This window comes from Vibrio sp. Y10_XG_PY6, assembly GCF_024181795.1.
Lineage (GTDB): Bacteria > Pseudomonadota > Gammaproteobacteria > Enterobacterales > Vibrionaceae > Vibrio > Vibrio diabolicus.
Genome location: NZ_JAMZAQ010000002.1, coordinates 475188 through 499353, shown reverse-complemented (window position 1 = coordinate 499353; position 24166 = coordinate 475188). Strand labels below are relative to the sequence as shown.

Sequence of the window (24166 nt, the reverse complement as noted above, 5' to 3'; positions counted from 1 at the left end):
GCTTTTTATTAAATTCTGTGTCGACCTAACAGCGAGTGTGACAACGTCGTGCCATCAACAAGCTCAAGTTCTCCACCGACAGGCACACCATGCGCGATGCGGCTGGCATCAACTTGGTGTTCTTTACATAGCTCTGCGATGTAATGTGCAGTGGCTTCGCCTTCAACCGTCGGGTTTGTTGCCAAAATCACTTCGGCTATATCACCGCGACGTAAGCGGTAATCCAGCACATCCAGCCCAATATCACTTGGACCAATACCGTCTAGTGGTGACAAATGTCCCATAAGAACAAAGTATCGACCAGAATACTGGCCCGTTGCTTCGACTGCAGCAATGTCTGCCGGGCTTTCTACCACACAAATTTGACCATTTTCTTGGCGTTTTGGGTTAGTACAAATATGACAGACTTCTTCTTCGGTGAAGGTTCGACACTCAGTACAATGACCGATTTCTGTCATTGCCTGGCTAAGCGCATCTGCAAGTTGCAAACCGCCTTTTCTATCGCGCTGTAACAAATGAAAGGCCATACGCTGCGCCGACTTGGGGCCAACCCCAGGTAGACAACGTAAGGCCTCCATCAATTGCTCCAGCATATGACTGGTACGCATTAAAAGTCCGCTTAATTAAATATCAGCAGATTAGAATGGCATTTTCATACCTGGTGGTAGTTGCATACCGCCAGTTACAGAAGCCATTTTCTCTTTTTGAGTTTCTTCAACACGACGGGCCGCATCGTTGAACGCCGCAGCGATCAAATCTTCAAGCATTTCTTTGTCGTCTTCCATCAAACTTTCATCGATGTCAACACGACGTACGCTGTGACTACCAGTGATAGTAACTTTAACTAGGCCAGCACCAGACTCGCCAGTTACTTCCATATTCGCGATTTCTTCTTGAAGCTTTTGCATGCGATCTTGCATTTGCTGGGCTTGCTTCATTAGGTTGCCCATACCGCCTTTACCAAACATGTTTATCTCTCTGGTTTAATGAGGTGTTGCATCAATTAATGGGGTTATACCTTTGGGTTTTCAACCCCATTCCATTCGATTATTAGATAGGGCGCACACTATCTTTATCAAGCTCTGCAGCAAAACGACGTTCAATAAATTGAACATTTGGATCGTTTTCTAAACTGTTCAGCGCTTGCTGTAATTTCTCTTGGTAGAGCCTATCTCTCAGTTCAAGTGGTGTTTCTCCACTCTCCCCTATTTCGATGCTCATGTGGCACTCTTCACCTAACACGGTATTAAGTGCTTTAAGCAATTCGGCTTGAGCTCTATCTGTATTCAAATGAGCTTGGCTGCTTCTCAATAGCAACGAAACGGTTGTTCCTTCCTTACTATAATGAGAGTTTAGCGCAAGTTGCTCTACCAGCTTAGGGATCTCCATTAAGCTGATTAGCTTCGCCCATTCATTATGTTCTAACGATTCATCGATGAGCTTTTGTGCCATTTCAGGCGTTTTCTCATGCTCAAGTGCCTGCTTGAGCTGCGTAGGTGTCAGTTTTGTATTCACTTTTGTCTCAACAGGCTTGCTTGGACGCCAGCGATACGCTTCCTCAACTTGTGGCTCCGTCGACTTCGGAGCTGAGTTTGGCGACACCTGCGCGGAATTGCCATGCAATTGCGCTACTCGGTCGATAACCGATTCTGGTTGTGCAGATGCCGCTTTAGGCTTTTTTGAGCCACCATTTTGAGGAGTGTTCTGTTGTAGGCCTTGACGCTGAGAACGTAATTGGTGACGTAAACCGCTTAGACCACCGCGCGCCGGTGTTGAAACGCTCTCTTGCACTTGTTGAGGTGGCGTTTCATGCTGCGGCGCTGGGTTTTCGCTCATCGGCGGCGCCATATCATACTGTGGCGGAACCGTCTCATATCCACTCGCGTGATACTCAGGTTGTGAATTGGATGAAGGTTGAGGCGCCACTTGTGGTGTGCTTTGCGCTGGACTCGGCTGCTGAGTTCGAGGAGCAGCTACTGTCTGAGCTGGTGCAGTCTTTGGCTGACTGGCACTTTGAGCTGGGGCTGAAGCTGGTTCGCAGTTACTAGAAACAACATTTGCCCCACTGTTATTTGATGGGCGGAACGCCATCATACGCAGCACAATCATTTCCAAACCGACTCGCCCATTTGGCGAGAGAGTCAAATCTTCACGACCTTTCAATGCAATTTGATAGTAAAGCTGCACATCTTGCGGGCTTAGTGCTTTACTCAATAATTCGATCTTTTCTGCATCTGGCTGCGCTCGGTCTAGCGACGCTGGCAACGCTTGATACATCGCAATTCGGTGTAACTGTGTTGCGACTTGCTGCAACAAACCATCCCACTCAACACCATTTGCCGCTAATTGTTGGATTTTATCCATAGCTTGTTGAGGTTTCTTGCTGCTGATTGACTCTAGTAAGTGAATCGCTTGGTCGGTATCAATCGTCCCCAACATGTGGCTGACAATATCGGCTTGCACCGCACCGTTACCTAATGCAATTGCTTGATCAGTCAAGCTGAGAGCATCACGCATACTGCCATCTGCAGCATGTGAAATCATACCCAGTGCTTTTGGTTCTGCCGATACTTGCTCTTGACCCAAAATGTAGTCAAGTTGCTGATGAATATCATCAACGCTGATCGGTTTGAGATGGAACTGTAGACAACGCGACAATATAGTAACTGGCAGCTTTTGTGGATCGGTTGTCGCGAGTAAGAACTTCACATACTCTGGCGGCTCTTCCAGGGTTTTCAACAACGCATTGAAAGAGTGACGCGATAGCATGTGTACCTCATCGATGAGGTACACTTTAAAACGTCCACGAGCAGGTTTGTATTGAACGTTGTCTAACAGTTCGCGAGTGTCTTCAACTTTAGTACGTGATGCCGCATCGATTTCAAGAAGATCGACAAAGCGACCTTCATCAATTTCACGACAAGTATCGCACTTACCACAAGGTGTCGCGGTAATACCGGTTTCGCAGTTCAAGCCTTTGGCAAACAACCTACCGATACTCGTTTTACCCACACCACGAGTCCCACTGAACAGATAAGCATGGTGTAAACGGTTTTGCGCCAGTGCGTTTTCCAACGCCGTCAGGACATGTTTTTGTCCGACAACTTGGTCAAACTGATTAGGACGCCATTTTCGCGCTAAAGCTAAATAACTCATTGAATGTATTAATGTCCTTCAAAATCGCAAATGCTGTATACGTTTAGACCTAGTGCTTCTAAACGTTTGTCACCACCGATTTCTGGTAGGTTGATAACGAACGCAGCGTGCTCAACTTCACCGCCCAGTTGGCGAATCAGCTTAGTCGTCGCTTCAATAGTACCGCCCGTTGCCAATAAATCGTCGACAACCAGTACTTTGTCGCCTTCAACGATAGCATCTGTATGGATTTCTAGTGTATCAACGCCATATTCAAGCTCATAAGATTGAGCAACAGTAGGACGTGGTAGCTTGCCTGGTTTACGCACTGGTACAAAACCAACACCTAGCTCAAGCGCTAAAGGCGCACCAAATAAAAAGCCACGAGCTTCCGTACCCACAACCTTGGTAAAGCCCATATCTTTGTAACGTTCAACAAGAAGATTGATCGTCGCTTGGTATGCTTTTGCGTCTTCAAGAAGGCTCGTTACATCACGAAATAGAATGCCTGGCTTTGGGTAGTCTTGGATGCTTTTGATGCTAGATTTGATCAGTGAAATTGTTTCTGTAGTCATAATACCGATTTACTTAGATTGGCTCATCGCCCTCTCTAATCGCAGTATCACGAGGGCAACGAACAATAGGTTTTCACCACTATGTGCTTATTTTCGTAAGAGTCACAGGCGCTGAAAATACAAACGCCCACTCGAAGAGCGGGCACACTATTCTCTACAATCTTAGTGATTTTCTTCTCTGTCAGCAACCAACTCAATCACAGGCAGACGTATAAACCAGCCGAGTAAAACGATTAGCATCACTAAAAGACCAATTTTCACCCAAACAAGGGGAACAACAACGATTGAAACCATGAAACTAAGTGCAATAAAAATGGCGCCACGCTGTTTTACTTTTGAAGTAACAGCCCGGTGCTTATGCCAATTATCGAGAATCGGTCCAAACGTTTTGTGGTTATGTAGCCAATGATGAAATGCGGGGCTACCACGCATAAAACATGCACTAGCAAGTAGAATGAAAGGAGTGGTGGGTAAAAGCGGAAGGGCTATGCCGGCAATGCCGAGCACAATACAGAGTCCACCAACGGTATTGAAAAAGTAACGCTTAATACGAATGGTGAACTCCGGTACAAAATAGCTAGATTAAAAGCCTGCGTAACCATTCATTACACGAAGCCAGGTTAGCGTTGCAGGTAATGTTGGAATTAAAAGTACTGCAATGAAACCTAAAAAGTAAAAAATATTATAAGGCTCTTTAAAATCTTTGTCTGCCATGATGTATCTTCTCACTAGTTGACTTTGCTTCTCCCAAGGCACAGCGTTAAATTATCGTTGCACAAATGGGTCATTATTGTTTTAGGCGTTGACTATACCTTAAACAGCCAAATCTAAACACCAGTAAAAAGTAAGGTTATTGTTCGAGCATTTGTTGTTTTTTGTGGTTCTAAAAAGACAATAAGCAGCGCCAAGACGCTGCTTATTGTGTTATGAAGTCAGAATTATACCAGTCGTGATTTCCGGGCAATATTTAAGCTGAAACTTGAAGAGCCTAAACAACCGATGGATAACTGACCAGCAACACCTAGCGGTAAATCTCGGGTTATGAAGTTTTTCATACTTCCTGCCCCTAAACAGTTACCTGCCGCGATATGTTGATTAGTATTTCCGTCAGACCAATGGCTATCTAAACCCGCAGGCAGGATAGAAACGGAAGACGAAGCCAGATCGGCGACACCAAATACAGCATTAACCGCACCAGCGCACTCTGAACACTCGATTCCTTTTTCAATGATCCCTACCATATCCTTCAGATCAGCACTGAAACTCTTCAAATTACGCAGGTAATCGTCAAACAAAGCCCTAACAAGCAATGTCGTCGCGACACCATCATTACTCTGGGAAGCAGAGTCAACGAGATAGAACGCAAATTGCCCGTTCATTAACCAACGATAATCGAACACCAGTGGCATAACGTCCGTCGATTGCAATAAACGGTATGAGCAGCGCCAATCACCTTGAGAAGCATCTTTCTCTGGCAATAAAGCATGCAGTAAATCTCTTGCAGCACTCGGGTTCTGCTGCAAATACTCTAGATGCCAGTGAAGCTCTTGCTCATCTGGGATTTCGCCACCGTCATCGACTCGGAACCACTGACTTGAAAAGTCTCGCTGTTCTGAGAAATGGCTATCGGTATCTTCGAGCGTATTGTCTATCGCCTGAGATAGGTGCTCATAATTACCTATCGGTTTAGGAAGAAAATCTTTAATACCAAATCGCAACGCTTTCGCGACATCGGACATTTCATCCGTGCCGGATACCACGATAAGCGGCAAGTATGGATATTCAAGACTGACTTCTTCGACGAATTCAATGCCATCTAACACCGGCATCGATAAATCACACAAGATAAGATCGGGTTGGCATTCCCTGAGTTGTTGAAGCGCCTCTAGGCCGTTTTCAGCTTCTACTACTTTAAAACCCTGACTTTCTAAATAAGCATTGGTTACTTTACGAAATATTGGATCATCATCCACCAACATAATTAGTTTTTGATTAACCACTTCCTGTGCCGAGACCATTGCCGTTTGACTGTGAGTCTTAAACATACCTTTACACCTCACAAAGCTAAGTCAAAAAACAGATTTATTATTAAGTCATTATTTTTGTTGTGTTTACATCCGGCGAAACGTTGCGCAGCAAGACTTGAGGCCGTTCCACCTTGTTATAAAACGTAGCTTGAAAACGGCGTTTATACAAATATTACGGGGTATAACAGTATTTACTCAAACAGGGTTGCTGTGTTCAAATGATGCAACATGTTGACTTAAAGCAAGCTTTGATCACAAAGTTAATTATAAATTAGCCGTAATCGGTAATTTAATGTGTCTGGAAATATGAAATTAGATGACTTAAACCTGTTTCGACTGGTTGTCGAAAATGGGAGCTACACCGCAACTTCGCGAAAAACCATGATCCCGGTTGCGACCATCACCCGACGCATTCAAGCGCTAGAAGACTCTGTCAATCTTCGACTGTTGAACCGTCACGCTCGCAAACTCTCGCTTACAGAAGCCGGGGAACGTTTTTACCATGAGTGCTCTCCTTTGCTACAAAGGCTAACCACGGCAGCAGAGGAAATCACTGACGACTGCCGAGGAGCATCAGGCAAGATTAAGATATCGGCGCCTTATAACTTAACTAAGCGCATGATGATGCCGATGTTCAACAGCTTTATGAAGCAGTATCCGGACATCAATATCGAACTAACGACAGAAAATAATGCAGACAAGCTTGACCCAACTGAATGGGATGTCATTTTTCGAGTGGGGCCCCAACGTGATTCTAGCCTGATCGCACGTAAGATTGGCGAAGTGAAGGATATTCTTGTCGCAAGTCCTGACTACCTTGCCTCGAATCCGGCACCAAACCACGCAGAAGAGCTCTCTAACCATTCATTGCTAAAAGGCTACCCTCTTATCAAGTGGACCTTAATTAATAGCAAAGGCGAGTCTGTCGTAAACGTTGATCGTGGTCGCTTTCAGGCGAATGCACTAAATGTAGTACGCAGTGCTTGTTCCGAAGGTTTAGGCATCACGCTAATGCCAGATGTCATGATCAAAGAATACATCGAAAGCGGCGATTTGGTACGCATACTGCCAGATTGGAGTGCAAACCCGCGCGACATTTATATGCTTTACAACCACAAAGATCACCTGCCAGAGAAAGTTCGTCTCTTTATCGACTTTGTGATCGCTTACAACATTCACTAATTCGATAGCGAATACAAAAAACCAGAGCCGGAGCTCTGGTTTTTTTACGCCTCAAGAAAACGCCTATTATGCGCCTTCGTTATGCAGCTCTAGGTTTGCTAAATCCTGTTGGATTTCAAGTTGTGTTTTCGCATCATCGTTACGAAGACCATCTAAGAAGTCTAGGTATTGTTGGTCAATATCACCCGTTACGTATTCGCCGTTAAACACGGATGTATCGAACTGAGTAATATCTTGGTTTCCAAGACCGACGGCCTCAACCAAGTCTTCTAGACGTTGATAAATCAATGCATCAGCACCAATCTGCTTACAAATTGTATCGTTGTCACGGCCATGAGCAATAAGCTCGGTAGCACTTGGCATATCAATGCCGTACACGTTCGGGAATCGAACTTCTGGTGCTGCTGATACCATGTACACTTTCTTCGCACCAGAATCACGTGCCATTTCGATGATTTGTTCTGACGTAGTACCACGAACGATAGAGTCATCCACCAGCAACACATTCTTATCTTTGAACTCCGAACGAATTGCATTCAACTTTCGACGTACTGATTTCTTACGTTGTTGCTGACCAGGCATGATAAACGTACGCCCCACGTAACGGTTTTTCACGAAGCCTTGGCGGTAAGGGATATCGATCGCTTGAGCGATTTGAAGTGCGATGTCGCACGATGTTTCAGGAATAGGAATAACGACATCAATATCAAGATTTGCGTAGTCTTCACGAATACGTTCGCCTAACTTTTTACCCATTTCAACGCGAGCGCTGTATACCGAAATTTTATCGATGAACGAGTCTGGACGAGCAAAGTACACGAACTCGAAAATACAAGGGTTCAGCTTAGGATTATCTGCACACTGCTTCGTGTACAGTTCACCATCAAACGTTGCGTAGATTGCCTCACCAGGTGCAACATCACGGACAAAATCAAAACCGACGGCATCCAATGCTACCGATTCAGACGCAACCATGTACTCCGCTCTGCCATTAACTTCACGCTTACCTAAACACAGCGGGCGAATACCGTGTGGGTCACGAAACGCAATCATACCATGACCAATGATCATGGCAGTCACAGCGTAAGCACCACGAATTGTGCGATGCACATTGGTGACTGCGCGGAATACGTCTTCTGTCGTGACATTTCCTTTTACTGAGTCAATTTCGTGTGCCAGTACATTTAGTAATACTTCGGAGTCTGAAGTGGTATTGATATGACGGCGATCTTTTTCAAACAGCTTTTGACGAACTTCGTTAGCGTTGGTCAAGTTGCCATTGTGGGCAAGTGTAATACCGAAAGGAGAGTTTACGTAGAAAGGTTGAGCTTCTGAAGCGCTTGAGCTGCCTGCTGTTGGGTAACGAACATGACCAATTCCGACCTCGCCTTGCAGGCGCTGCATATGTCTTGCTTCAAATACATCCTTGACTAAACCGTTCGCCTTGCGCAGACGAAAACGATTGCTTTCTATGGTACAAATACCAGCGGCATCTTGGCCACGATGCTGTAACACCGTTAACGCGTCATAAATAGACTGGTTTACAGGCGTTGTGCCCACGATTCCAACAATACCACACATGTCCTAATCCTCGATTTGCGACAGTAGCTGGCACTACTAGATAGTGCCAGACAGAAAACTTGATGTTGCTTGTAAATGCTCGAAGAATGGGGCGATGATACGGCTGAACTCAGGGATCAACTGTGAATCTTTCCACCAATCCGAGCTTGGGAATGCAGTAAACGCATCCATAAAAAACAGCACCGCAGAAACAATTAAGACTCCGCGTAGACCACCAAATACAATCCCAAGAATTCGGTCCGTACCTGATAGCCCTGTTTTTTGTACCAGTTGACCAATGACGTAATTCACCACTGCACCAACTACCAAGGTCGCGACAAATAAAGCCGCAATCGCCGCTCCGTTACGAAACATGTCATCTTCGATGTTGGTGAAGTACACCGCCAATTTGGCGTAGTAGTTGCTGGAGATAAAAAACGCTCCAAACCAAATCACCAAAGACAAAGCTTCTTTAGCAAAACCGCGAACTAAACTGATCAGAGCTGAAAATCCGATCACACCTAAAATGATAAAATCTATCCAATTCATGTTTTCTTCATCTTAAGTTGGCGCGCATTTTAACAGAAAAAATGCTGACGCAAACGTTTTCTTATGGATTTAATGGCTTAAATTTAAGCAATTGACCTTTTGAGCCTGTAATTTTTTGTAATTCCTTGACTTGTCGTTCAAGTTTACTTTTTGACACATCAGGACCAACAATCACTCTCGTAAACTCGTTTTCTTTCTTTGTATGAGCTTGATAGCCACGCTTTTGCAAATCAGCGACAAGCGCGACCGCATTTTCGTGATTCTTAAGCGCCATCAACTGAATGATCCAAGCAGAATCTTCATATTGATTTTTTTCTTGCACAGGACGAGTGGCCACCTCAACTTGCTCTGGCTGTTTGATGACCTCTGGTTTAGGCGTCGGCGTTGGGTCAGGCTCAGAAGCAGCCACTTGGGCGCCCTCTTGCTCCTGCACCACCGCTTCAACTGGAGAGTCCGGTAACGCTATGTCGTCTTCCACTGGCTCTAATATTTCGAAGTTTTCCACATCACTATCAAGTTCAGGTTTGATAGGAATACTGGCAAATTCTTCTTTGTAGTGCAGTTTCTTACCATCTAGCACATCGGGAAGAACAATCACTCCGACTGCGACTAGAATGATGGTGCCGACTAAACGACTTTGGAATTTACTTGCCATCAAAATACCTTTGCTTATTTATTCTTTGATTGCCAATGTTCCAATACCTCTCCGACAGTATGGAATGAACCAACCACCAGAATGACGTCTTCTTGCTTTGCGTGGCTTCTTGCATTCTCAAAGGCGTCAACAGGGTTTTCAAAATGAACTTGCCCATCGGGTAAGTATTGGCACAACTCTCCAGCAGTCGCCGCTCTCGGTCCGGTTAGCGACGCTGGATACCATTGTGTTGCAATTGGAGTTAGCGCTTCAATGGTTGCTTTAATATCTTTGTCATGCAGCATCGCGACTACAATATGGATATTCTTACCCAAATATTGGTGCTTCACTTTCTCTACCAAATACTCAGCAGAGTGCGGGTTGTGCGCGACATCAAGGATTATCTCCGGCTCATGATGCAATATCTGCATACGCCCTGCCAGGCGAGCATTATTCAAGCCATTGACAATGTTTATGTCAGTGATTTGCAATTCCGATGCTCCCAACGCCATCAATGCTGTTGCCGCGTTTTGTAGCGGTAACGATGGGACAGGTAAATCCTCTAACGCAAATGCGCCACTGCTCCACTTCCAACCATTATTAGTTAGTTGGTAATCATACTGAATACCAACTTGGAAAAACTCAGAGCCAATATCGTCAGCATGAGCCGCCACGGTCGCCGGTGGCGTTGGTTGACCACAAATTGCTGGCTTCCCTGAACGGTAAATGCCTGCCTTTTCAAAACCAATGACATTGATGTCATCACCAAGCCAATCCACATGATCGATCGCTAAGCTCGTAATAACAGAAACATCATGGTCAACAACGTTGGTGGCGTCTAGACGGCCGCCAAGTCCTACTTCAAGCAACACAACGTCGACTTTCTCTGCTTGGAAAATACGTAGCGCAGCAAGCGTACCGAATTCAAAGAGACTAAGGCTGATATCACCACGCTGCTTTTCTACATAGTCGAATGCTTCACAGTGCTTTGCATCTACAACGTCGACGCCATTAATGCGTACACGCTCGTTGTAACGAATCAGGTGCGGAGAGCTGTAAACACCGACTGAATAGCCAGCATCGAGTAAAATGGCTTCCATTAACGCACACGTTGAGCCTTTGCCATTGGTGCCGGCAACAGTGATTACGGTTGGAGCTGGTTTGGTAAGATTGGCTTTGTTTGCTACCGCTTGGACACGGTCTAAGCCTAGATCAATTGCTGAGGAATGAATATTTGCTAAATAATCAAGCCACATCTCTAATGAAGATGTGGCTTGAGGAATTGGGTTTTGGGTCATCTAACTTTAACCATTAAATTCTTTGGTTTTTATGTTAGTTGATACTTTACCCTTTTTCGTCCGCTTCTGGTACAGAATATGGTTCTTCATTTGGAGATTCGTTAACCGAAACCACCAAAGGAGACTTGTGGTTAGTCATCTTAGCGATTAGACCACCCACACGCTGACGCATTTCACGACGGTCAACGATCATATCAATCGCACCGTGATCAAGCAGGAACTCACTACGCTGGAAACCTTCAGGAAGATCTTCACGTACTGTTTGCTCGATAACACGACGACCAGCAAAGCCAATCAGCGCCTTAGGTTCACCGATGTTGATATCACCCAACATAGCCAAACTTGCTGATACACCACCCATTGTAGGGTCAGTTAGAACCGAAATAAACGGCAGACCTTTTTCTGATAGACGCTCAAGCGCAGCACTGGTTTTTGCCATTTGCATAAGAGACATCAATGCCTCTTGCATACGAGCGCCACCACTTGCTGAGAAACAAACAAGTGCGCAATTGTTTTCAATTGCTGCATCCACCGCTTTTACGAAGCGAGCACCAACAACTGAACCCATTGAACCGCCCATAAAGGAGAATTCAAACGCACACGCCACAAGGGGTAGACCAAGCAGTTCACCTTGCATCACAACTAGCGCATCTTTCTCTCCGCTATTTTTTTGTGCTGCAGAGATACGCTCTTTGTATCGCTTAGAATCTTTAAATTTCAGTTTATCCTGTGGCTCAAGTTCGGTACCTAATTCAACTCGATTGCCTTCATCTAAAAACGTTTCCAAACGACGACGCGCTTTCATGCGCATATGATGGTTACACTTTGGACAAACTTCTAGGTTACGCTCTAGTTCAGCATGGTATAAAACCTGTTCACAAGAGGTACATTTAGTCCACACACCTTCTGGGATAGAAGCTTTGCGTGAACTTACTAGGTTGCTTTTCTCTAAAATCTTTTCAAGCCAACTCATGGAAGACCTTTTCTCTCAACTCTTCCGCTTCATTGCGAAAGATATAAATTCGACATAATACCGACGGATTAAACCATATCTTGCAGCTACTGTAGATAAAAAACTGGTTGTACCTATTTTTGATATCATAAATAGCGTATGTTTTCCGCTCACATTCAATGTAAACACTACCGATATTTTGAAATAAGTTTGTAAAATTAGTTCAAATTATCTGGCAAAAACAGTGGACCGATCGGCACTTCAGGTAACCCAAATTCTTCTGGATAGTCTACATCTACCAGGTACAGACCTTCCGCTTTCGCTGTCGCACCCGCTAGTTTGCGATCTTTAGCCTCTAGCAACCATTTGATCCATTCAGGGCTCTCTTCACCACGTCCAACCTTTATCAAGCTACCCGTGATGTTACGAACCATATGATGCACGAACGCATTAGCTTTAATATCAATAACCACATAGTTCCCATGGCGCGTAACGTTCAGATGCATCAAGTTTCGAAATGGGCTACGAGACTGACAATGCGCCGCACGAAACGACGTAAAATCATTTTCACCAAGCAGATACTGCCCTGCCTCATGCATTTTTTTCTCGTCGAGCTCACCATGATAGTGGCTCACACCAGAGTTTAAGATGCCAGGCCGTAAAGCATGATTGAAAATAATGTAACGATAACGGCGCGCTGTCGCTGAGAATCGTGCATGGAAATCATCTGGGACTTCCTTAGCCCAACGAACCGCTATATCACTCGGCATGTTCGCGTTTGCGCCCATAGTCCAAGCTACCATTTTTCGAGTAACGTTGGTATCAAAGTGCACAACTTGTCCTGTGCCATGCACGCCAGCGTCTGTCCGACCAGCACACTGCACTTCAACTGGGTGATTAGCAACAACGGACAATGCTTTCTCTAGCTCTTCTTGGACACTTTTCACTTCTCTTTGGCGCTGCCAACCAAAGTAGTTTGTACCGTTGTACTCGATACCTAATGCGATTCTCATCTTAACCTTCGAACTCTAAAATGGGGCGGGAAGTATATACTCAAGTCACCTCAAGTTGCCAGTTTCAACAAGGATGACGTAAAGGCATCACCATACTAGCGAGACACAAAAAGGGTAGCCAACGCTACCCTTTTCGATTTATCGGCCATTAATGGCATCAATCAGGCTCTTTGCTTCGCGGCGAATATCATCTTCACCGTAAACAATCGCCTCTTCTAGTAATTTTATCGCCCCTTGAGAATCATTCATCTCGAGATAGATTTTAGCAAGGTCCAGTTTTCCAGCAGCTTCAGCATTGCTATCTACGTCAACATCGCCGATCTCACCGATAACATCTGGAAATTCGTTCAATCCGACATCAAGCTTCAGATCTTCTTCTTCGAATTCACCACCTTCTTTATCGACCTGAGCCATCAATTCATCAATCGTCATAAATTGATTTTTCTTTGGGTCGAAGTCATCCAAGTCGCTTTGCTCTGCCCAGTTTTCTTGCGCGATCTCTGGCTGACTTAGTGCGTCACTCGAATTCCAAACATCACGCTGGTCCTCAGGCACATCTTCCGTAGAACTTACGCTATCGGCAGCGGGTTTAAAGCCATCCCAATCATCTCCAACATCAAGCATGGTTTCAAAATCCATACCTGCGCTTGCGATGGTGTCACTGTCTAACTGACCTTCAAATACCTCTGAACTTGCGTCTTCAGCAAGAAGGTTAGCCATTGAAGATTCATCATCTAAGTCACTTAGCGGCTCACCCTCTGCCGCCGTTGGCTGCACTTCTGGTTCAGTATCAAAACCGTTTTGCTGCGCAAAAACTTCAAACAAAGCATCATGATCGTTATCGGCTTGAAGAGTTGGTCTCGATGTCTCAGCTTCAACATTAGGAGTCTCTGGCGCACTCTCATTCATTGATGCGAGAACATCTTCCTCATTGAACTCAGGAAGATCTTGGTCGTCAAAACTTAGCTCTTCATCCTCACCGGAGATTGGTTCTATATCTGCGGTTTCAGAGCTCGGTAATTCTGGCTCTTCTTCCATAGATGCCAAGGCGTCTTCTTCACTGAACTCTGGTAGATCGAGTTCATCAAAATCGAACTCTTCTTCTGCTTCAGTAGCAGACTCAGCTTCAGAGCGCTCAGGCTCGATAGATTCTGGTTCATCTAACGTAGGTTCGCCTGCCATGGACGCCAATGCATCCTCTTCACTAAACTCTGGCAGTTCTAGTTCATCGAAATCGAACTCTTCTTCTGCTTCAGTAGCAGACTCAGCTTCAGAGCGCTCAGGCTCGACAGATTCTGATTCTGGGTCATCAAACTCAGATTCGTCGGCCATAGACGCCAATGCGTCCTCTTCGCTGAACTCTGGCAGTTCGAGTTCGTCGAAATCGAACTCTTCTTCTGCTTCAGTCACCAACTCAGCTTCAGAGCGCTCAGGCTCGATAGATTCTGGTTCATCTAACGTAGGTTCGCCTGCCATGGACGCCAATGCATCCTCTTCACTAAACTCTGGCAGTTCGAGTTCATCGAAATCGAACTCTTCTTCTGCTTCAGTCGCCGACTCAGCTTCAGAGCGCTCAGGCTCGATAGATTCTGGGTCATCTAACGCAGGTTCGCCCGCCATAGACGCCAATGCGTCCTCTTCGCTAAACTCTGGTAGATCGAGTTCATCAAAATTGAATTCATCTTCTGCTTCAGTGGCCGAATCAGCTTCAGAGCGCTCAGGCTCGACAGGCTCTGGTTCATCAAACGCAGGTTCGTCCGCCATGGACGCCAGTGCGTCTTCTTCACTGAACTCTGGTAGATCGAGTTCATCAAAATCGAACTCTTCTTCTGCATTGGTGGCCGAATCAGTTTCTGATGCTAGTTCTGAACTTTCTGGCTCACTTTTGTTACCCGAGTTTTGTTCTTGTTCTGGTTGAGTTTCACTTTCTAGTTCAGGCTCATCCAGTAGCCAATCTTCTTCTTGTGGAACACCAAATTCATTTTCTACTGTATTTGGTGTCGGAGTGAACGCCGGAGCGTCTTCTTCTGTCTCAACTTGAGGCGGCACTTTAGCATCAGGCTCTACTGATGCATCTTGCGTTGACTTAGAATTGGCATCCTCTTCTTGTTGTGGCGAAGATTCCTCTATCTCAGCTTGCGGCTCTTCAACTTGTTGTTGCGTTAAATCATCTTCAGTATCAAATAGTGCATCCAGTTCAGCAGAAAAGTCCGCTTTTTCTTGCTCTGTAGGCTGAAGCTCTTCACTGTCTGACTCAAACAAGTCGTCTAGCTCGCTCATTAAAGGATCGTTCTCTGATGAGAGATCCTCTAAATCACCAAGAAACTCATCGCTGCTAAATGGCTCTGAAGCAGTTTCTGGCTCGGTTAATGGTTGCTCTGGCGCTGTTTGTTGTGGGTCTGGTTGACTGTCACTTAATAAAGCGTCGATGTCCAAACCAGACTCAATTTCCGACTCTTCATGAGCGGGCTCTGACTCGGCTATTGAAGATGGTTTTTCGTCGCCGTCTGGTTCGCCAAAACCAAGTGAAGCGAGTAACTCTTCCTTTTCCGATTTAGTCTGTGCAGGGCTTTCGTCCTCTCGAATCAGATCATCAAACGGGTCTAACTCAGTCTCAGTTCCTGTCTCTTCATCAAGTTCTGGTGTGACGTCATCAATGATTTCATCCAGTAAATCTGTGCTATCTGCATCTAACTCTTCAATCGAGTCATCACCTTCAAAACCAGAGAGTGCTTCTAGCTCATTCAGTGGGTCAAACTCGTCGTCTGTTTCATCTTCGTCAAAATCGATCAGTTCATCGAGTAAGTCCGTACTGTTTTCATCTAGAACGGCGTCTTCGCTGGCGTCACCTTCAACTTCTGTCGACTCAGTAACAGGCTGCTCGTATTGAGCTAATAGCTTATCGATATCGTCATCAGATGCCTCTCCTGCGCTGAAATCATCATCCGATACGGGCTGTTTTAGTTCAGGTTCATCGGTATCTAGGTCGAAGTCGTCATTGCCAAGTTCCGCAAACAAGTCATCAAGCATATCCTGATCGACAGTGTCACTTGGTAACTCTTCTGACGGCTCATCTGCTGCAAGTAGTTCCGCAAATGCGTCATCTGAGAGCGAATCTGCTTTCTCGTTCGTATCATCTGAAAGATCGAAGCCAGCCTCATCGTCATCGAGCACTTCTAGTTCTGGAGCAACCTCATCTAAGGCTCGCTCCATCTCTTCTAAACCAAGCGCTTTTTCTTCGCCGTTAACTTGGATACCATTGTTTGATGACTCAAACTCATCCAGACCAACATCCAGGTCGCCGTCATCACCGATACCCGCAAATGGGTCATCGTCCCCTTCTAGATTGAAATCAAGTTCTTCATCGTCAAGGTTGGCAAAGACGTCTTCTTCTAAGTCTGGCTTCTCTTCTTGTGTAGCCTGAGTATTTATATCTTCATCTGCGAACAACTCATCATCAAGTGTGAGTTCTTCATCCAGCTCGTCCGTCGCCGCTAAACCAATTGGCGCAGCTAATGGATCGGTTTCCTGAGGCGATTGCGCAGCAGGCTCTTCCTCTTTGTTTTTAGAACGGCGACCAAGCAACATCACAACCAACAGTGCCAGCAATGCACCTGGAATAAGCGCCGCTAAGCCGACAAGCCAACCATTAGACAAAATCTTGTCAACCGTACTTGGCTGCATGCGTTGTTGCTCGGCAAGGCGTTGGCGCTCTTCAGCAAGCAGTTTCTCGACTTCCGAGCGAATGCGTTCTTCGTCATTCAGTTCATTTTTCAAGGTTTCAACTTCGCTTTGCACTTCTGACAACATTAAGCGAAGACGATGGTTCTTCTCTTCCAATGACTCTAATTCACTTTGTGAGCCTTGAAGTTTGTCTTTTAACGCACTGACCTGCTTTTCACCCTGCGGAGAGGTGTTCACAGGTGGCGCAGGAATAACTGGTATTGTTTTTTGAACCGGTTTTGGTTCCGCAGCTACAGTGGTTTCTGGTTTAGGAGCAACAGGCTTGGGTTCTACTTTTATTTGTGGCTTTGGTTGCTCGGTGACGCGTTGCGCTGGCGTGGCTCTATTTGTCGGCTTCGGCTGTTTTAACTTAGCCTCGTGCGCTTTCATAATCGCAACAGCTTGCTCTGTAGTCGCGCTTTGCACTTGCTCTAGAGACGGTACTCGTAGTCGACTCCCTGGGATCAACTCATGAATGTTTTGGTTCTCAAACGCTTGAGGGTTAATTCGATAAATGGCAAGAAGCGTTTGTTGAACGGTAACACCGCGTGAAGGTCGTAATTCTGAAGCGATCGACCATAGTGTTTGATTTTCACCAGTCGGACCAAAGAAACGTGACGGCTGAGTATTTGCAGGAGGAGCAGGTAATGCTCGCTCAATATCTTCAGCATAGCTCGGAGATGATTGCACTTCACCAGATGGTCCAACAAGACGAATTCCTTCGGCTTGAACCACTGATGATGTCTGAGTCGCGCTCATCAACACAAGGGCTGCTAACAAACGCTTATAATTTTGACGCATAGAAGGCTCAGTTTTGTGCTAAATACAATTTGAAATGGTGATCGGTTAAATATATCGGATATCACATGCAAAACTATAGCGTTGAGAATAAAAAATGTGTGGCTCTCGCCATATTCGTACTAATCTCACACTATTTTGTTCCGTTCGTACAAAAAAGCCTCGCATAATGCGAGGCTTTGAAATGAACAGTAAGTGACTTAGTAGTAATCGCGGATCAGGACTTCAGCGATTTGTACCGCGTTAGTTGCTGCGCCTTTACGCACGTTATCCGCCACAACCCACAAGTTTACACCACTGTGGTGGCTGATATCGTTGCGGATACGACCAACCATAACATGATCTTTACCACCCGCATCACGCACTTGTGTCGGGAAGTCATCACCGTGGAAGACTTCGATACCGTCAGTTTGCTCAAGCAAGTTAACGACTTCTTGTGCATCGATTGGAGAGCGAGTCTCAATGTGAAGCGCTTCAGCATGACCATAGAATACCGGCACACGCACACACGTTGGGTTTACTGTGATTGATGGATCGTTAAAGATCTTCTGTGTTTCCCACACCATTTTCATTTCTTCTTTGGTGTAGCCATTTTCCATCATCTGATCGATTTGCGGAATACAGTTAAACGCAATCTGTTGAGAGAATTGCTTCTTATCCGCAGGCAGACCGTTTAGAAGCTTAGCCGTTTGACCTGCTAGTTCGTCAATGCCCGCTTTACCCGCACCAGATACGGATTGGTATGTAGATACGTTAATACGCTCAATACCCACTGCATCGTGAATTGGTTTTAGTGCCACCAGCATTTGAATGGTCGAACAGTTTGGGTTCGCGATGATGTTACGGTTACGAAACTCTGCAATCGCTTCTGGGTTTACTTCTGGCACAACAAGAGGAATGTCGTACTCGTAACGGAAGTGTGAAGTGTTGTCGATAACGATAACACCTTCATCTGCCGCGATTGGCGCCCATTTTTCAGATAGCTCACCACCAGCAGAGAACAACGCAATATGAGCTTGAGACCAATCAAACTCTTCAACGTTCTGTACACGAACCGTTTTGCCATTAAAGCGATAAGTCTTGCCTTCGCTACGCTCACTTGCCAATAAGTGAATGTCTCCCACTGGGAATTTACGTTCTTGAAGCACTTCTAAAATTGTTTCACCGACCGCACCGGTCGCACCTAAAATGGCAACATTATATTGCTGGCTCATTGACTTACCTCAATCTGAAAACCTAGTTCTGCTAATGGAGCAAGGTTACATGTTTTGTTACCCACTAGCGTGACAGCGCTGTATTCACGGCGATCCCAGTAGTTTTTACGCATCAGGTCAAAAGCACCTGGCTTACTGATCTCACGACGGAAAAGAGCGTCATCTCTACGCACATCATAGATTAACTGCGTGATGTTATGCAGTGTTGCTTCATCCCAAGCTCTGTCCAATACCATAGTAGGAACAGGCGCGGTTGGCAGTAAATCGCTGGCATGCGCACGTAATTCGTTATTTAAGAACTCACAGTAGCTGTTGAAAATCATCGTCGTACCGCGAGCTTTCCCTTCCAAGCCGTAGCCTGCAACGTGAGGGGTTGCGAATGCTAGCAGAGGCAGAAGCTCCATATCAACCTCTGGTTCAAATTCAAATACGTCAAGCGCTGCGGTAAAACCATCGTTTTTGAAAAGACGTTGCTTCAATGCCTCGTTATCAACGATTGGACCTCGCGCGGCGTTAATCAAAATCTGATCACCACGAAGCGAGTTTAAAACCGTTTCATCAATTAAATGATGAGTTGGATATGGGCCATCTTTGGTGATTGGCGTATGTAGTGTAATGATGTCTGAGCTTTCAATCAGTTCTGTCAACGGAGTAAAGCTACGAGGATCACCAGCCTCTTGTTTGAATGGGTCATTGATGAGAACTTTAATCCCCATGCCTTTCAAACATTTCTCTAGGTAGCTACCTACTTGGCCTGCACCAATAATACCTACCGTCTTGTCAAATACCGAGAAGCCTTGTTGCTGAGCGAGCACCATCATTACGCTGAACGCATACTCCGCCACACCCACTTTGTTACAACCCGGCGCAGCGGTGAAGAATATACCTTTCTCTTTTAAAAGTGCTTGGTCAACATGATCCATACCTGCTGTTGCCGTACCAACAAACTTCAGCTTGTTTGCTTTGCTGATCAGGTCAGCATTCACTTTGGTGACTGAGCGAATCATTAGGGCATCAACGTCCACTAAATCATCAGCCGTCAGTGTACGACCTGGTTTTAGAATTACGTTACCGAGTTGGCTGAATAGCTCTTCAGCGTACGGCATATTTTCATCAACAATAATTTTCATAGCGCCAGCGTTTTAACATCCATTTGTATGAGTTCGTTTATTCGCAAGATGCGAAACTAAAGCGATTGTGCCCTTTTCCCGAAAAATCTCAAGAAATAACCCTAATAAACCTCAAGGAGATTAGTTCCAAAGAAATCGTTTAACGGGAAGCAATGTAAAAAGCAGAAATTGAGAAAAGAAAAAGCCCGGCTAAATAGCCGGGCAAAGTTCCAGAACAAAAGGATCCTATCCCGCTCTCCATGGGATAGAGTCTGCGTCTGTTCGATCAGTGTGACTGATCAAGCTCTGGAAACTGGATTGTTGACGCTGTTCTCACTCACGTGGCGCGCCAACAAATTCAGTTAACCTTGGTACTTTTTAATAACCAAAGTTGCGTTTGTGCCGCCAAAGCCAAAGCTGTTTGACATTACGGTTGTTAACTCTGCATCACGTGCTTCTGTCACGATGTCCAGACCTTGAGCTGCTTCGTCCAAGTTTTCAATATTGATGCTTGGAGCAATGAAGTTTTTGTCTAGCATAAGTGTTGAGTAAATCGCTTCGTGCACACCAGCTGCGCCTAGTGCATGACCAGTCATTGCTTTTGTTGCAGAGATTGCTGGGCTGTTCTCACCAAACAATTGTTGGATCGCACCAAGCTCTTTCACGTCACCAACTGGTGTCGACGTGCCGTGCGTGTTGATGTAATCCACACCGTCAACGTCTTGCATCGCCATCTTCATACAACGGATCGCGCCTTCACCTGATGGTGCTACCATGTCATAGCCATCTGAAGTCGCACCGTAACCTACGATCTCACCGTAGATTTTCGCGCCACGTGCTAGAGCGTGCTCAAGTTCTTCGATAACCAGCATGCCGCCACCGCCAGAGATAACGAAACCATCACGGTCCGCATCATACGTACGAGATGCTTTGTCTGGAGTGTCGTTGTATTTCGTTGACAGCGCACCCATGGCGTCAAACATCATGGTTTGAGACCAATCAAGCTCTTCACCGCCACCCGCAAAAACAATGTCTTGTTTACCAAGTTGAATAAGCTCCATCGCGTGACCGATACAGTGTGCAGAGGTAGCACATGCAGAGCTCATTGAGTAGTTCACACCACGAATCTTAAATGGCGTAGCAAGACAAGCGGAAACCGTAGAAGACATAGTACGAGGAACCATGTAAGGGCCAACTCGTTTTACGCCTTTTGCGCGCATCGTGTCTGTCGCTACCGTTTGGTTGTATGCAGAAGCACCGCCAGAACCCGCAACGATACCGGTACGATCGTTTGAAACCTGATCCTCTGTAAGACCAGCGTCTGCGATTGCCTGCTCCATTGATAGGTATGCATAAGCAGCCGCATCACCCATAAAGCGCATCTGCTTACGGTCGATGTGTTCCGCCGGGTTGATTTTTAGGTCACCCCATACTTGCGAACGAAGACCGTGTTCTTTGAACTGCTCAGATGCAGTGATGCCAGATTTGCCCGCTTTAAGAGACGCTAGAACTTCTTCGACGTTGTTACCGATACTTGAAACAATACCCATACCGGTGATTACGACTCGTTTCATTATGACATTCCTATAATTCAAAAATCCGCTAGATGATAACTAAGATAGTCAACAAAAGTGGTCAGCTTTCCCATAAATTCGTACAATCGCCCCATTCTTACCGCGCCAAATCACAAATTTGCACCATTATGACTTCAATAAAAAACGCAGAACTTGGTTGGAACGAAGCTGGTACTCCGGTTTCAGACCAATTTGATGATGTTTACTTCTCTAACGTAAACGGTCTTGAAGAGACACGCTACGTTTTCTTAAAACAAAATCATCTCCCAGAAAGATGGCAGGAATTTGACCAAAGACGTTTTGTCATTGGTGAAACAGGATTTGGCACGGGATTAAACTTCTTAGCAGTATGCCAGTGGTTTAGTGAGTTTCGTCGTCAGCATCCAGACGCAACATTGAAAGAACTGCATTTTATTAGTTTTGAAAAATACCCGCTAAGCCAAGCGGATTTAAAGAAGGCGCATGAAGCTTGGCCTGAGCTAGCTGAGTACGCGGAAAAGTTACAAAAACACTACCCTGCCGCCGTACCTGAGTGTCACCGCATTGTGCTTGAAGATGGCGCAATTACACTCGACCTTTGGTTTGGCGACATCAAAGACTGCATGCCGCAAGTCCCATACAACGAACAAGGTTTGATTGACGCTTGGTTTTTAGATGGATTCGCGCCAAGTAAAAACCCAGAAATGTGGAACCAAAATCTGTTCAACAACATGGCTAAGTTAGCCAAGCAAGACTGTACAGTTGCCACTTTTACCGCAGCGGGCTTTGTGCGTCGAGGATTGAACGAAGCAGGCTTTGCAATGAAAAAAGTCAAAGGCTTTGGCACCAAGCGTGAAATGATCGCAGGTTCGATGGAACAACGCGAAAAGCAGTCGAACCACCTTCCGTGGTTCAATCGCATGGCGTCCAGCAATCTTGATTCGATTGCCATAATCGGAGGCGGTATTGCCAGCGCGGCGTTAGCGAAAACGTTGGTTCGTCGTGGCCAAAACGTCACGCTTTACTGCAAAGACACTCAACCAGGCGAAGGAGCGTCGGGTAATCGTCAAGGGGCCGTGTATCCATTGTTGAACGGTCCTCATACTGGTGTGTCGCGTGTGTTTGCGCCTGCATTTTTGTTTGCAAGACAATTTATTGGACAAGCTGCGGAGTCGGTTACATTCGATCACGATTGGTGTGGTGTAACTCAGCTAATGTGGGATGAAAAATCTGCTGATAAGCTGGAAAAGATGCTTGCGGGTAATTTTCCTTCTGAATTGATTCAAAAACTGTCCGCCGAGGAAACTGCGAATACTATCGGATTACCTATCGATATGTCGTCTGTGCACTACCCAATGGGAGGGTGGTTGTGCCCTGCCGAGCTAACGCGTGGGTTAATCAAACAATTAGAACAGACATCGTTACTCTCAACGAAGTTTGAACATCACGTTGAAGCATTAAATTGGGATGAAGAGCATCAGCTTTGGACACTAACGGTCAATGGTCAAACATTTGAGCACTCAACCGTTGTGATTGCGAATGGCCATGAGTTCCAGACATTGAGCCAAACCGCTTCCCTGCCGATGGGACAGGTGAAAGGGCAAGTCAGTCATGCTCCGGCAACCGAAACGCTGAGTCAATTGAAAACGGTATTGTGTTACGACGGCTACATGACGCCTGTTAACCCAAACAATCAGCACCTGTGCATAGGCGCGAGCTACGATCGCAGTCACCTAGACTACGAATTTGATGAAAACGCTCAGAAGGATAACGCAGAAAAGTTAGTTAAGTGCGTACCGAACCAAGAATGGCCAAAAGAGGTAGATATCAGGGGCAATCGATCTCGCCAAGGTATTCGCTGCGTGAGCCGAGATCACTTACCATTTGTCGGAAATGTGGGTGACTTTGAGACGATAAAAACGCAATACGCCAACTTACAAAATCAAAAAGCAGAAGAGGTAGAAACCGTTCATCAGTTCACTAACTTATTCTGCTTCTTAGGTTTAGGATCTCGTGGGCTGAGCTCTGCACCATTGTTAGCTGAAGTGTTGGCCTCGCAAATCTGTGGAGACCCGCTGCCATTACCTGTTGATGTATTGACCGAACTTCATCCAAGTCGAATGTGGGTTCGTAAACTAAGAAAAGGCAAAGCCATTACTGAGCTGTAAGAGTATTCTCTCGTTTACATTCCCGACGCAGGTATGTGTCGGGAATCGCTAACTCATTAAGTCACTCGTGTTGAAATTACTTCAGCTGTGCAATTGCCTGTTTCACTTGCTCTGCTACTTCCGGATTTACCGCCTCACCAGACTCCACATCAAAGTTCTCGTAGAAGCTCGGCACAGATAGCGATGCTTTCACATCTGCTCCGAAAAATTGCGCGGAACCTGTTGCCGCCGCAAGAACGCTCTGTGCACCACCCGGGCCAGGAGAAGTTGCTAAGTAAACGACCGGCTTGTTTTGAAATACGTTGCGCTCAATGCGCGTCGCCCAATCAAACAGGTTTTTATACGCTGCTGGGTATGAGCCGTTATGCTCTGCGAAGGAAACAACAATAGCGTCAGCCTCAGCCAAATCACGTAAAAATGCGACAGCACCTTCAGCTTGACCAATTTCTTTCTCTTTGTCTTCGCTAAACATCGGTACTTGATAATTGTTTAAGTCTAAAACGTTCACTTGAGCGTCTTCGACTTGGTTTGCTGCGTAAGTAGCAAGTAGTTTATTGATTGAGGTAGAGCTGGTAGAAGCACCAAATGCGACAATTTTCATGGTTGTAATCCTTTGTTCACGTTTTATGCTAACCAGAATAAAAGTTGAACAGTTTCGCTACAACCACAAAAATTT

Annotated in this window: 20 protein-coding genes; 2 read left to right on the top strand and 18 right to left on the bottom strand. The window is 45.6% G+C overall.

Going from position 1 to position 24166, the window contains the following annotated elements:
* Nucleotides 1-8: 8 nt before the first annotated feature.
* From recR to NL644_RS10605, 7 genes are all read right to left on the bottom strand, one after another.
* Nucleotides 9-608, bottom strand: a complete 600-nt coding sequence (recR, locus tag NL644_RS10630; RefSeq protein WP_031780610.1) for a recombination mediator RecR — start codon at nucleotides 606-608, stop codon at nucleotides 9-11.
* A 30-nt stretch (nucleotides 609-638) separates the two neighbouring features.
* Nucleotides 639-968, bottom strand: coding sequence for a YbaB/EbfC family nucleoid-associated protein (locus NL644_RS10625; RefSeq protein ID WP_005380618.1), 330 nt, complete (start codon nucleotides 966-968; stop codon nucleotides 639-641).
* A gap of 82 nt (nucleotides 969-1050) precedes the next feature.
* Nucleotides 1051-3156 carry a DNA polymerase III subunit gamma/tau gene (gene dnaX / locus NL644_RS10620; protein WP_253658373.1) on the bottom strand — a complete coding sequence of 702 codons (2106 nt, stop codon included), beginning with the start codon at nucleotides 3154-3156 and terminating at the stop codon, nucleotides 1051-1053.
* An 8-nt stretch (nucleotides 3157-3164) separates the two neighbouring features.
* A complete protein-coding gene (apt, locus tag NL644_RS10615) occupies nucleotides 3165-3710 on the bottom strand; it encodes an adenine phosphoribosyltransferase (protein WP_005380615.1) in 546 nt (181 codons plus the stop codon).
* Between the two features lie 162 nt (nucleotides 3711-3872).
* Nucleotides 3873-4259 carry a YbaN family protein gene (locus tag NL644_RS10610; RefSeq protein ID WP_181869515.1) on the bottom strand — a complete coding sequence of 129 codons (387 nt, stop codon included), beginning with the start codon at nucleotides 4257-4259 and terminating at the stop codon, nucleotides 3873-3875.
* A 33-nt stretch (nucleotides 4260-4292) separates the two neighbouring features.
* Nucleotides 4293-4424: a hypothetical protein gene (locus tag NL644_RS23045; protein ID WP_005380608.1), complete on the bottom strand. Its 132-nt coding sequence runs from the start codon at nucleotides 4422-4424 to the stop codon at nucleotides 4293-4295.
* A 224-nt stretch (nucleotides 4425-4648) separates the two neighbouring features.
* Nucleotides 4649-5755, bottom strand: coding sequence for a response regulator (locus NL644_RS10605; protein WP_005397213.1), 1107 nt, complete (start codon nucleotides 5753-5755; stop codon nucleotides 4649-4651).
* Between the two features lie 288 nt (nucleotides 5756-6043).
* Between NL644_RS10605 and NL644_RS10600 the strand changes: the two genes are divergently transcribed.
* On the top strand, nucleotides 6044-6919 hold the full coding sequence (locus tag NL644_RS10600) for a LysR family transcriptional regulator (protein ID WP_005397211.1): 876 nt from the start codon (nucleotides 6044-6046) through the stop codon (nucleotides 6917-6919).
* A 66-nt stretch (nucleotides 6920-6985) separates the two neighbouring features.
* On the opposite strand, the gene purF is transcribed toward NL644_RS10600, so the two are convergent.
* The 10 genes from purF to fabB form a co-directional block, all read right to left on the bottom strand.
* A complete protein-coding gene (purF, locus tag NL644_RS10595; RefSeq protein ID WP_005397209.1) occupies nucleotides 6986-8500 on the bottom strand; it encodes an amidophosphoribosyltransferase in 1515 nt (504 codons plus the stop codon).
* A gap of 36 nt (nucleotides 8501-8536) precedes the next feature.
* Nucleotides 8537-9028, bottom strand: coding sequence for a CvpA family protein (locus NL644_RS10590; protein WP_005380590.1), 492 nt, complete (start codon nucleotides 9026-9028; stop codon nucleotides 8537-8539).
* Between the two features lie 61 nt (nucleotides 9029-9089).
* Entirely contained in the window at nucleotides 9090-9683 is a 594-nt protein-coding gene (locus NL644_RS10585) for an SPOR domain-containing protein (RefSeq protein ID WP_005397207.1), read from the bottom strand.
* A 14-nt stretch (nucleotides 9684-9697) separates the two neighbouring features.
* On the bottom strand, nucleotides 9698-10960 hold the full coding sequence (gene folC, locus NL644_RS10580) for a bifunctional tetrahydrofolate synthase/dihydrofolate synthase (RefSeq protein WP_065645033.1): 1263 nt from the start codon (nucleotides 10958-10960) through the stop codon (nucleotides 9698-9700).
* A 46-nt stretch (nucleotides 10961-11006) separates the two neighbouring features.
* Nucleotides 11007-11933, bottom strand: a complete 927-nt coding sequence (accD, locus tag NL644_RS10575) for an acetyl-CoA carboxylase, carboxyltransferase subunit beta (protein WP_005397203.1) — start codon at nucleotides 11931-11933, stop codon at nucleotides 11007-11009.
* Between the two features lie 197 nt (nucleotides 11934-12130).
* Complete coding sequence (gene truA, locus NL644_RS10570) at nucleotides 12131-12925, bottom strand: tRNA pseudouridine(38-40) synthase TruA (RefSeq protein ID WP_047010110.1); 795 nt, start codon at nucleotides 12923-12925, stop codon at nucleotides 12131-12133.
* A 138-nt stretch (nucleotides 12926-13063) separates the two neighbouring features.
* A complete protein-coding gene (locus tag NL644_RS10565) occupies nucleotides 13064-17449 on the bottom strand; it encodes a FimV/HubP family polar landmark protein (RefSeq protein ID WP_253658372.1) in 4386 nt (1461 codons plus the stop codon).
* 197 nt (nucleotides 17450-17646) lie between these two features.
* The gene (locus NL644_RS10560) at nucleotides 17647-18660 is read right to left on the bottom strand and encodes an aspartate-semialdehyde dehydrogenase (protein ID WP_005397941.1); all 1014 of its coding nucleotides are present in this window, start codon (nucleotides 18658-18660) and stop codon (nucleotides 17647-17649) included.
* Nucleotides 18657-19790 (bottom strand): 4-phosphoerythronate dehydrogenase, encoded by a 1134-nt coding sequence (locus NL644_RS10555; RefSeq protein ID WP_253658371.1) that lies wholly within the window; start codon nucleotides 19788-19790, stop codon nucleotides 18657-18659. The genes NL644_RS10560 and NL644_RS10555 overlap by 4 nt, the downstream gene beginning before the upstream one ends.
* Nucleotides 19791-20131: 341 nt before the next feature.
* Nucleotides 20132-21343, bottom strand: a complete 1212-nt coding sequence (fabB, locus tag NL644_RS10550) for a beta-ketoacyl-ACP synthase I (protein WP_006741726.1) — start codon at nucleotides 21341-21343, stop codon at nucleotides 20132-20134.
* Nucleotides 21344-21471: 128 nt separating this feature from the next.
* On the opposite strand from fabB, the gene mnmC reads away from it, so the two are divergent.
* Entirely contained in the window at nucleotides 21472-23490 is a 2019-nt protein-coding gene (gene mnmC, locus NL644_RS10545) for a bifunctional tRNA (5-methylaminomethyl-2-thiouridine)(34)-methyltransferase MnmD/FAD-dependent 5-carboxymethylaminomethyl-2-thiouridine(34) oxidoreductase MnmC (protein ID WP_253658370.1), read from the top strand.
* 76 nt (nucleotides 23491-23566) lie between these two features.
* Here mnmC and NL644_RS10540 read toward each other — a convergent pair whose 3' ends face one another.
* Nucleotides 23567-24091, bottom strand: coding sequence for an NADPH-dependent FMN reductase (locus NL644_RS10540; protein ID WP_053808780.1), 525 nt, complete (start codon nucleotides 24089-24091; stop codon nucleotides 23567-23569).
* Nucleotides 24092-24166: the final 75 nt, after the last annotated feature.

Coding starts and splice junctions, on each gene's coding strand:
- recR (WP_031780610.1), bottom strand. CDS start 608: ATGCGTACCAGTCATATGCTGGAGCAATTGATGGAGGCCTTACGTTGT.
- NL644_RS10625 (WP_005380618.1), bottom strand. CDS start 968: ATGTTTGGTAAAGGCGGTATGGGCAACCTAATGAAGCAAGCCCAGCAA.
- dnaX (WP_253658373.1), bottom strand. CDS start 3,156: ATGAGTTATTTAGCTTTAGCGCGAAAATGGCGTCCTAATCAGTTTGAC.
- apt (WP_005380615.1), bottom strand. CDS start 3,710: ATGACTACAGAAACAATTTCACTGATCAAATCTAGCATCAAAAGCATC.
- NL644_RS23045 (WP_005380608.1), bottom strand. CDS start 4,424: ATGGCAGACAAAGATTTTAAAGAGCCTTATAATATTTTTTACTTTTTA.
- NL644_RS10605 (WP_005397213.1), bottom strand. CDS start 5,755: ATGTTTAAGACTCACAGTCAAACGGCAATGGTCTCGGCACAGGAAGTG.
- NL644_RS10600 (WP_005397211.1), top strand. CDS start 6,044: ATGAAATTAGATGACTTAAACCTGTTTCGACTGGTTGTCGAAAATGGG.
- purF (WP_005397209.1), bottom strand. CDS start 8,500: ATGTGTGGTATTGTTGGAATCGTGGGCACAACGCCTGTAAACCAGTCT.
- NL644_RS10590 (WP_005380590.1), bottom strand. CDS start 9,028: ATGAATTGGATAGATTTTATCATTTTAGGTGTGATCGGATTTTCAGCT.
- NL644_RS10585 (WP_005397207.1), bottom strand. CDS start 9,683: ATGGCAAGTAAATTCCAAAGTCGTTTAGTCGGCACCATCATTCTAGTC.
- folC (WP_065645033.1), bottom strand. CDS start 10,960: ATGACCCAAAACCCAATTCCTCAAGCCACATCTTCATTAGAGATGTGG.
- accD (WP_005397203.1), bottom strand. CDS start 11,933: ATGAGTTGGCTTGAAAAGATTTTAGAGAAAAGCAACCTAGTAAGTTCA.
- truA (WP_047010110.1), bottom strand. CDS start 12,925: ATGAGAATCGCATTAGGTATCGAGTACAACGGTACAAACTACTTTGGT.
- NL644_RS10565 (WP_253658372.1), bottom strand. CDS start 17,449: ATGCGTCAAAATTATAAGCGTTTGTTAGCAGCCCTTGTGTTGATGAGC.
- NL644_RS10560 (WP_005397941.1), bottom strand. CDS start 18,660: ATGAGCCAGCAATATAATGTTGCCATTTTAGGTGCGACCGGTGCGGTC.
- NL644_RS10555 (WP_253658371.1), bottom strand. CDS start 19,790: ATGAAAATTATTGTTGATGAAAATATGCCGTACGCTGAAGAGCTATTC.
- fabB (WP_006741726.1), bottom strand. CDS start 21,343: ATGAAACGAGTCGTAATCACCGGTATGGGTATTGTTTCAAGTATCGGT.
- mnmC (WP_253658370.1), top strand. CDS start 21,472: ATGACTTCAATAAAAAACGCAGAACTTGGTTGGAACGAAGCTGGTACT.
- NL644_RS10540 (WP_053808780.1), bottom strand. CDS start 24,091: ATGAAAATTGTCGCATTTGGTGCTTCTACCAGCTCTACCTCAATCAAT.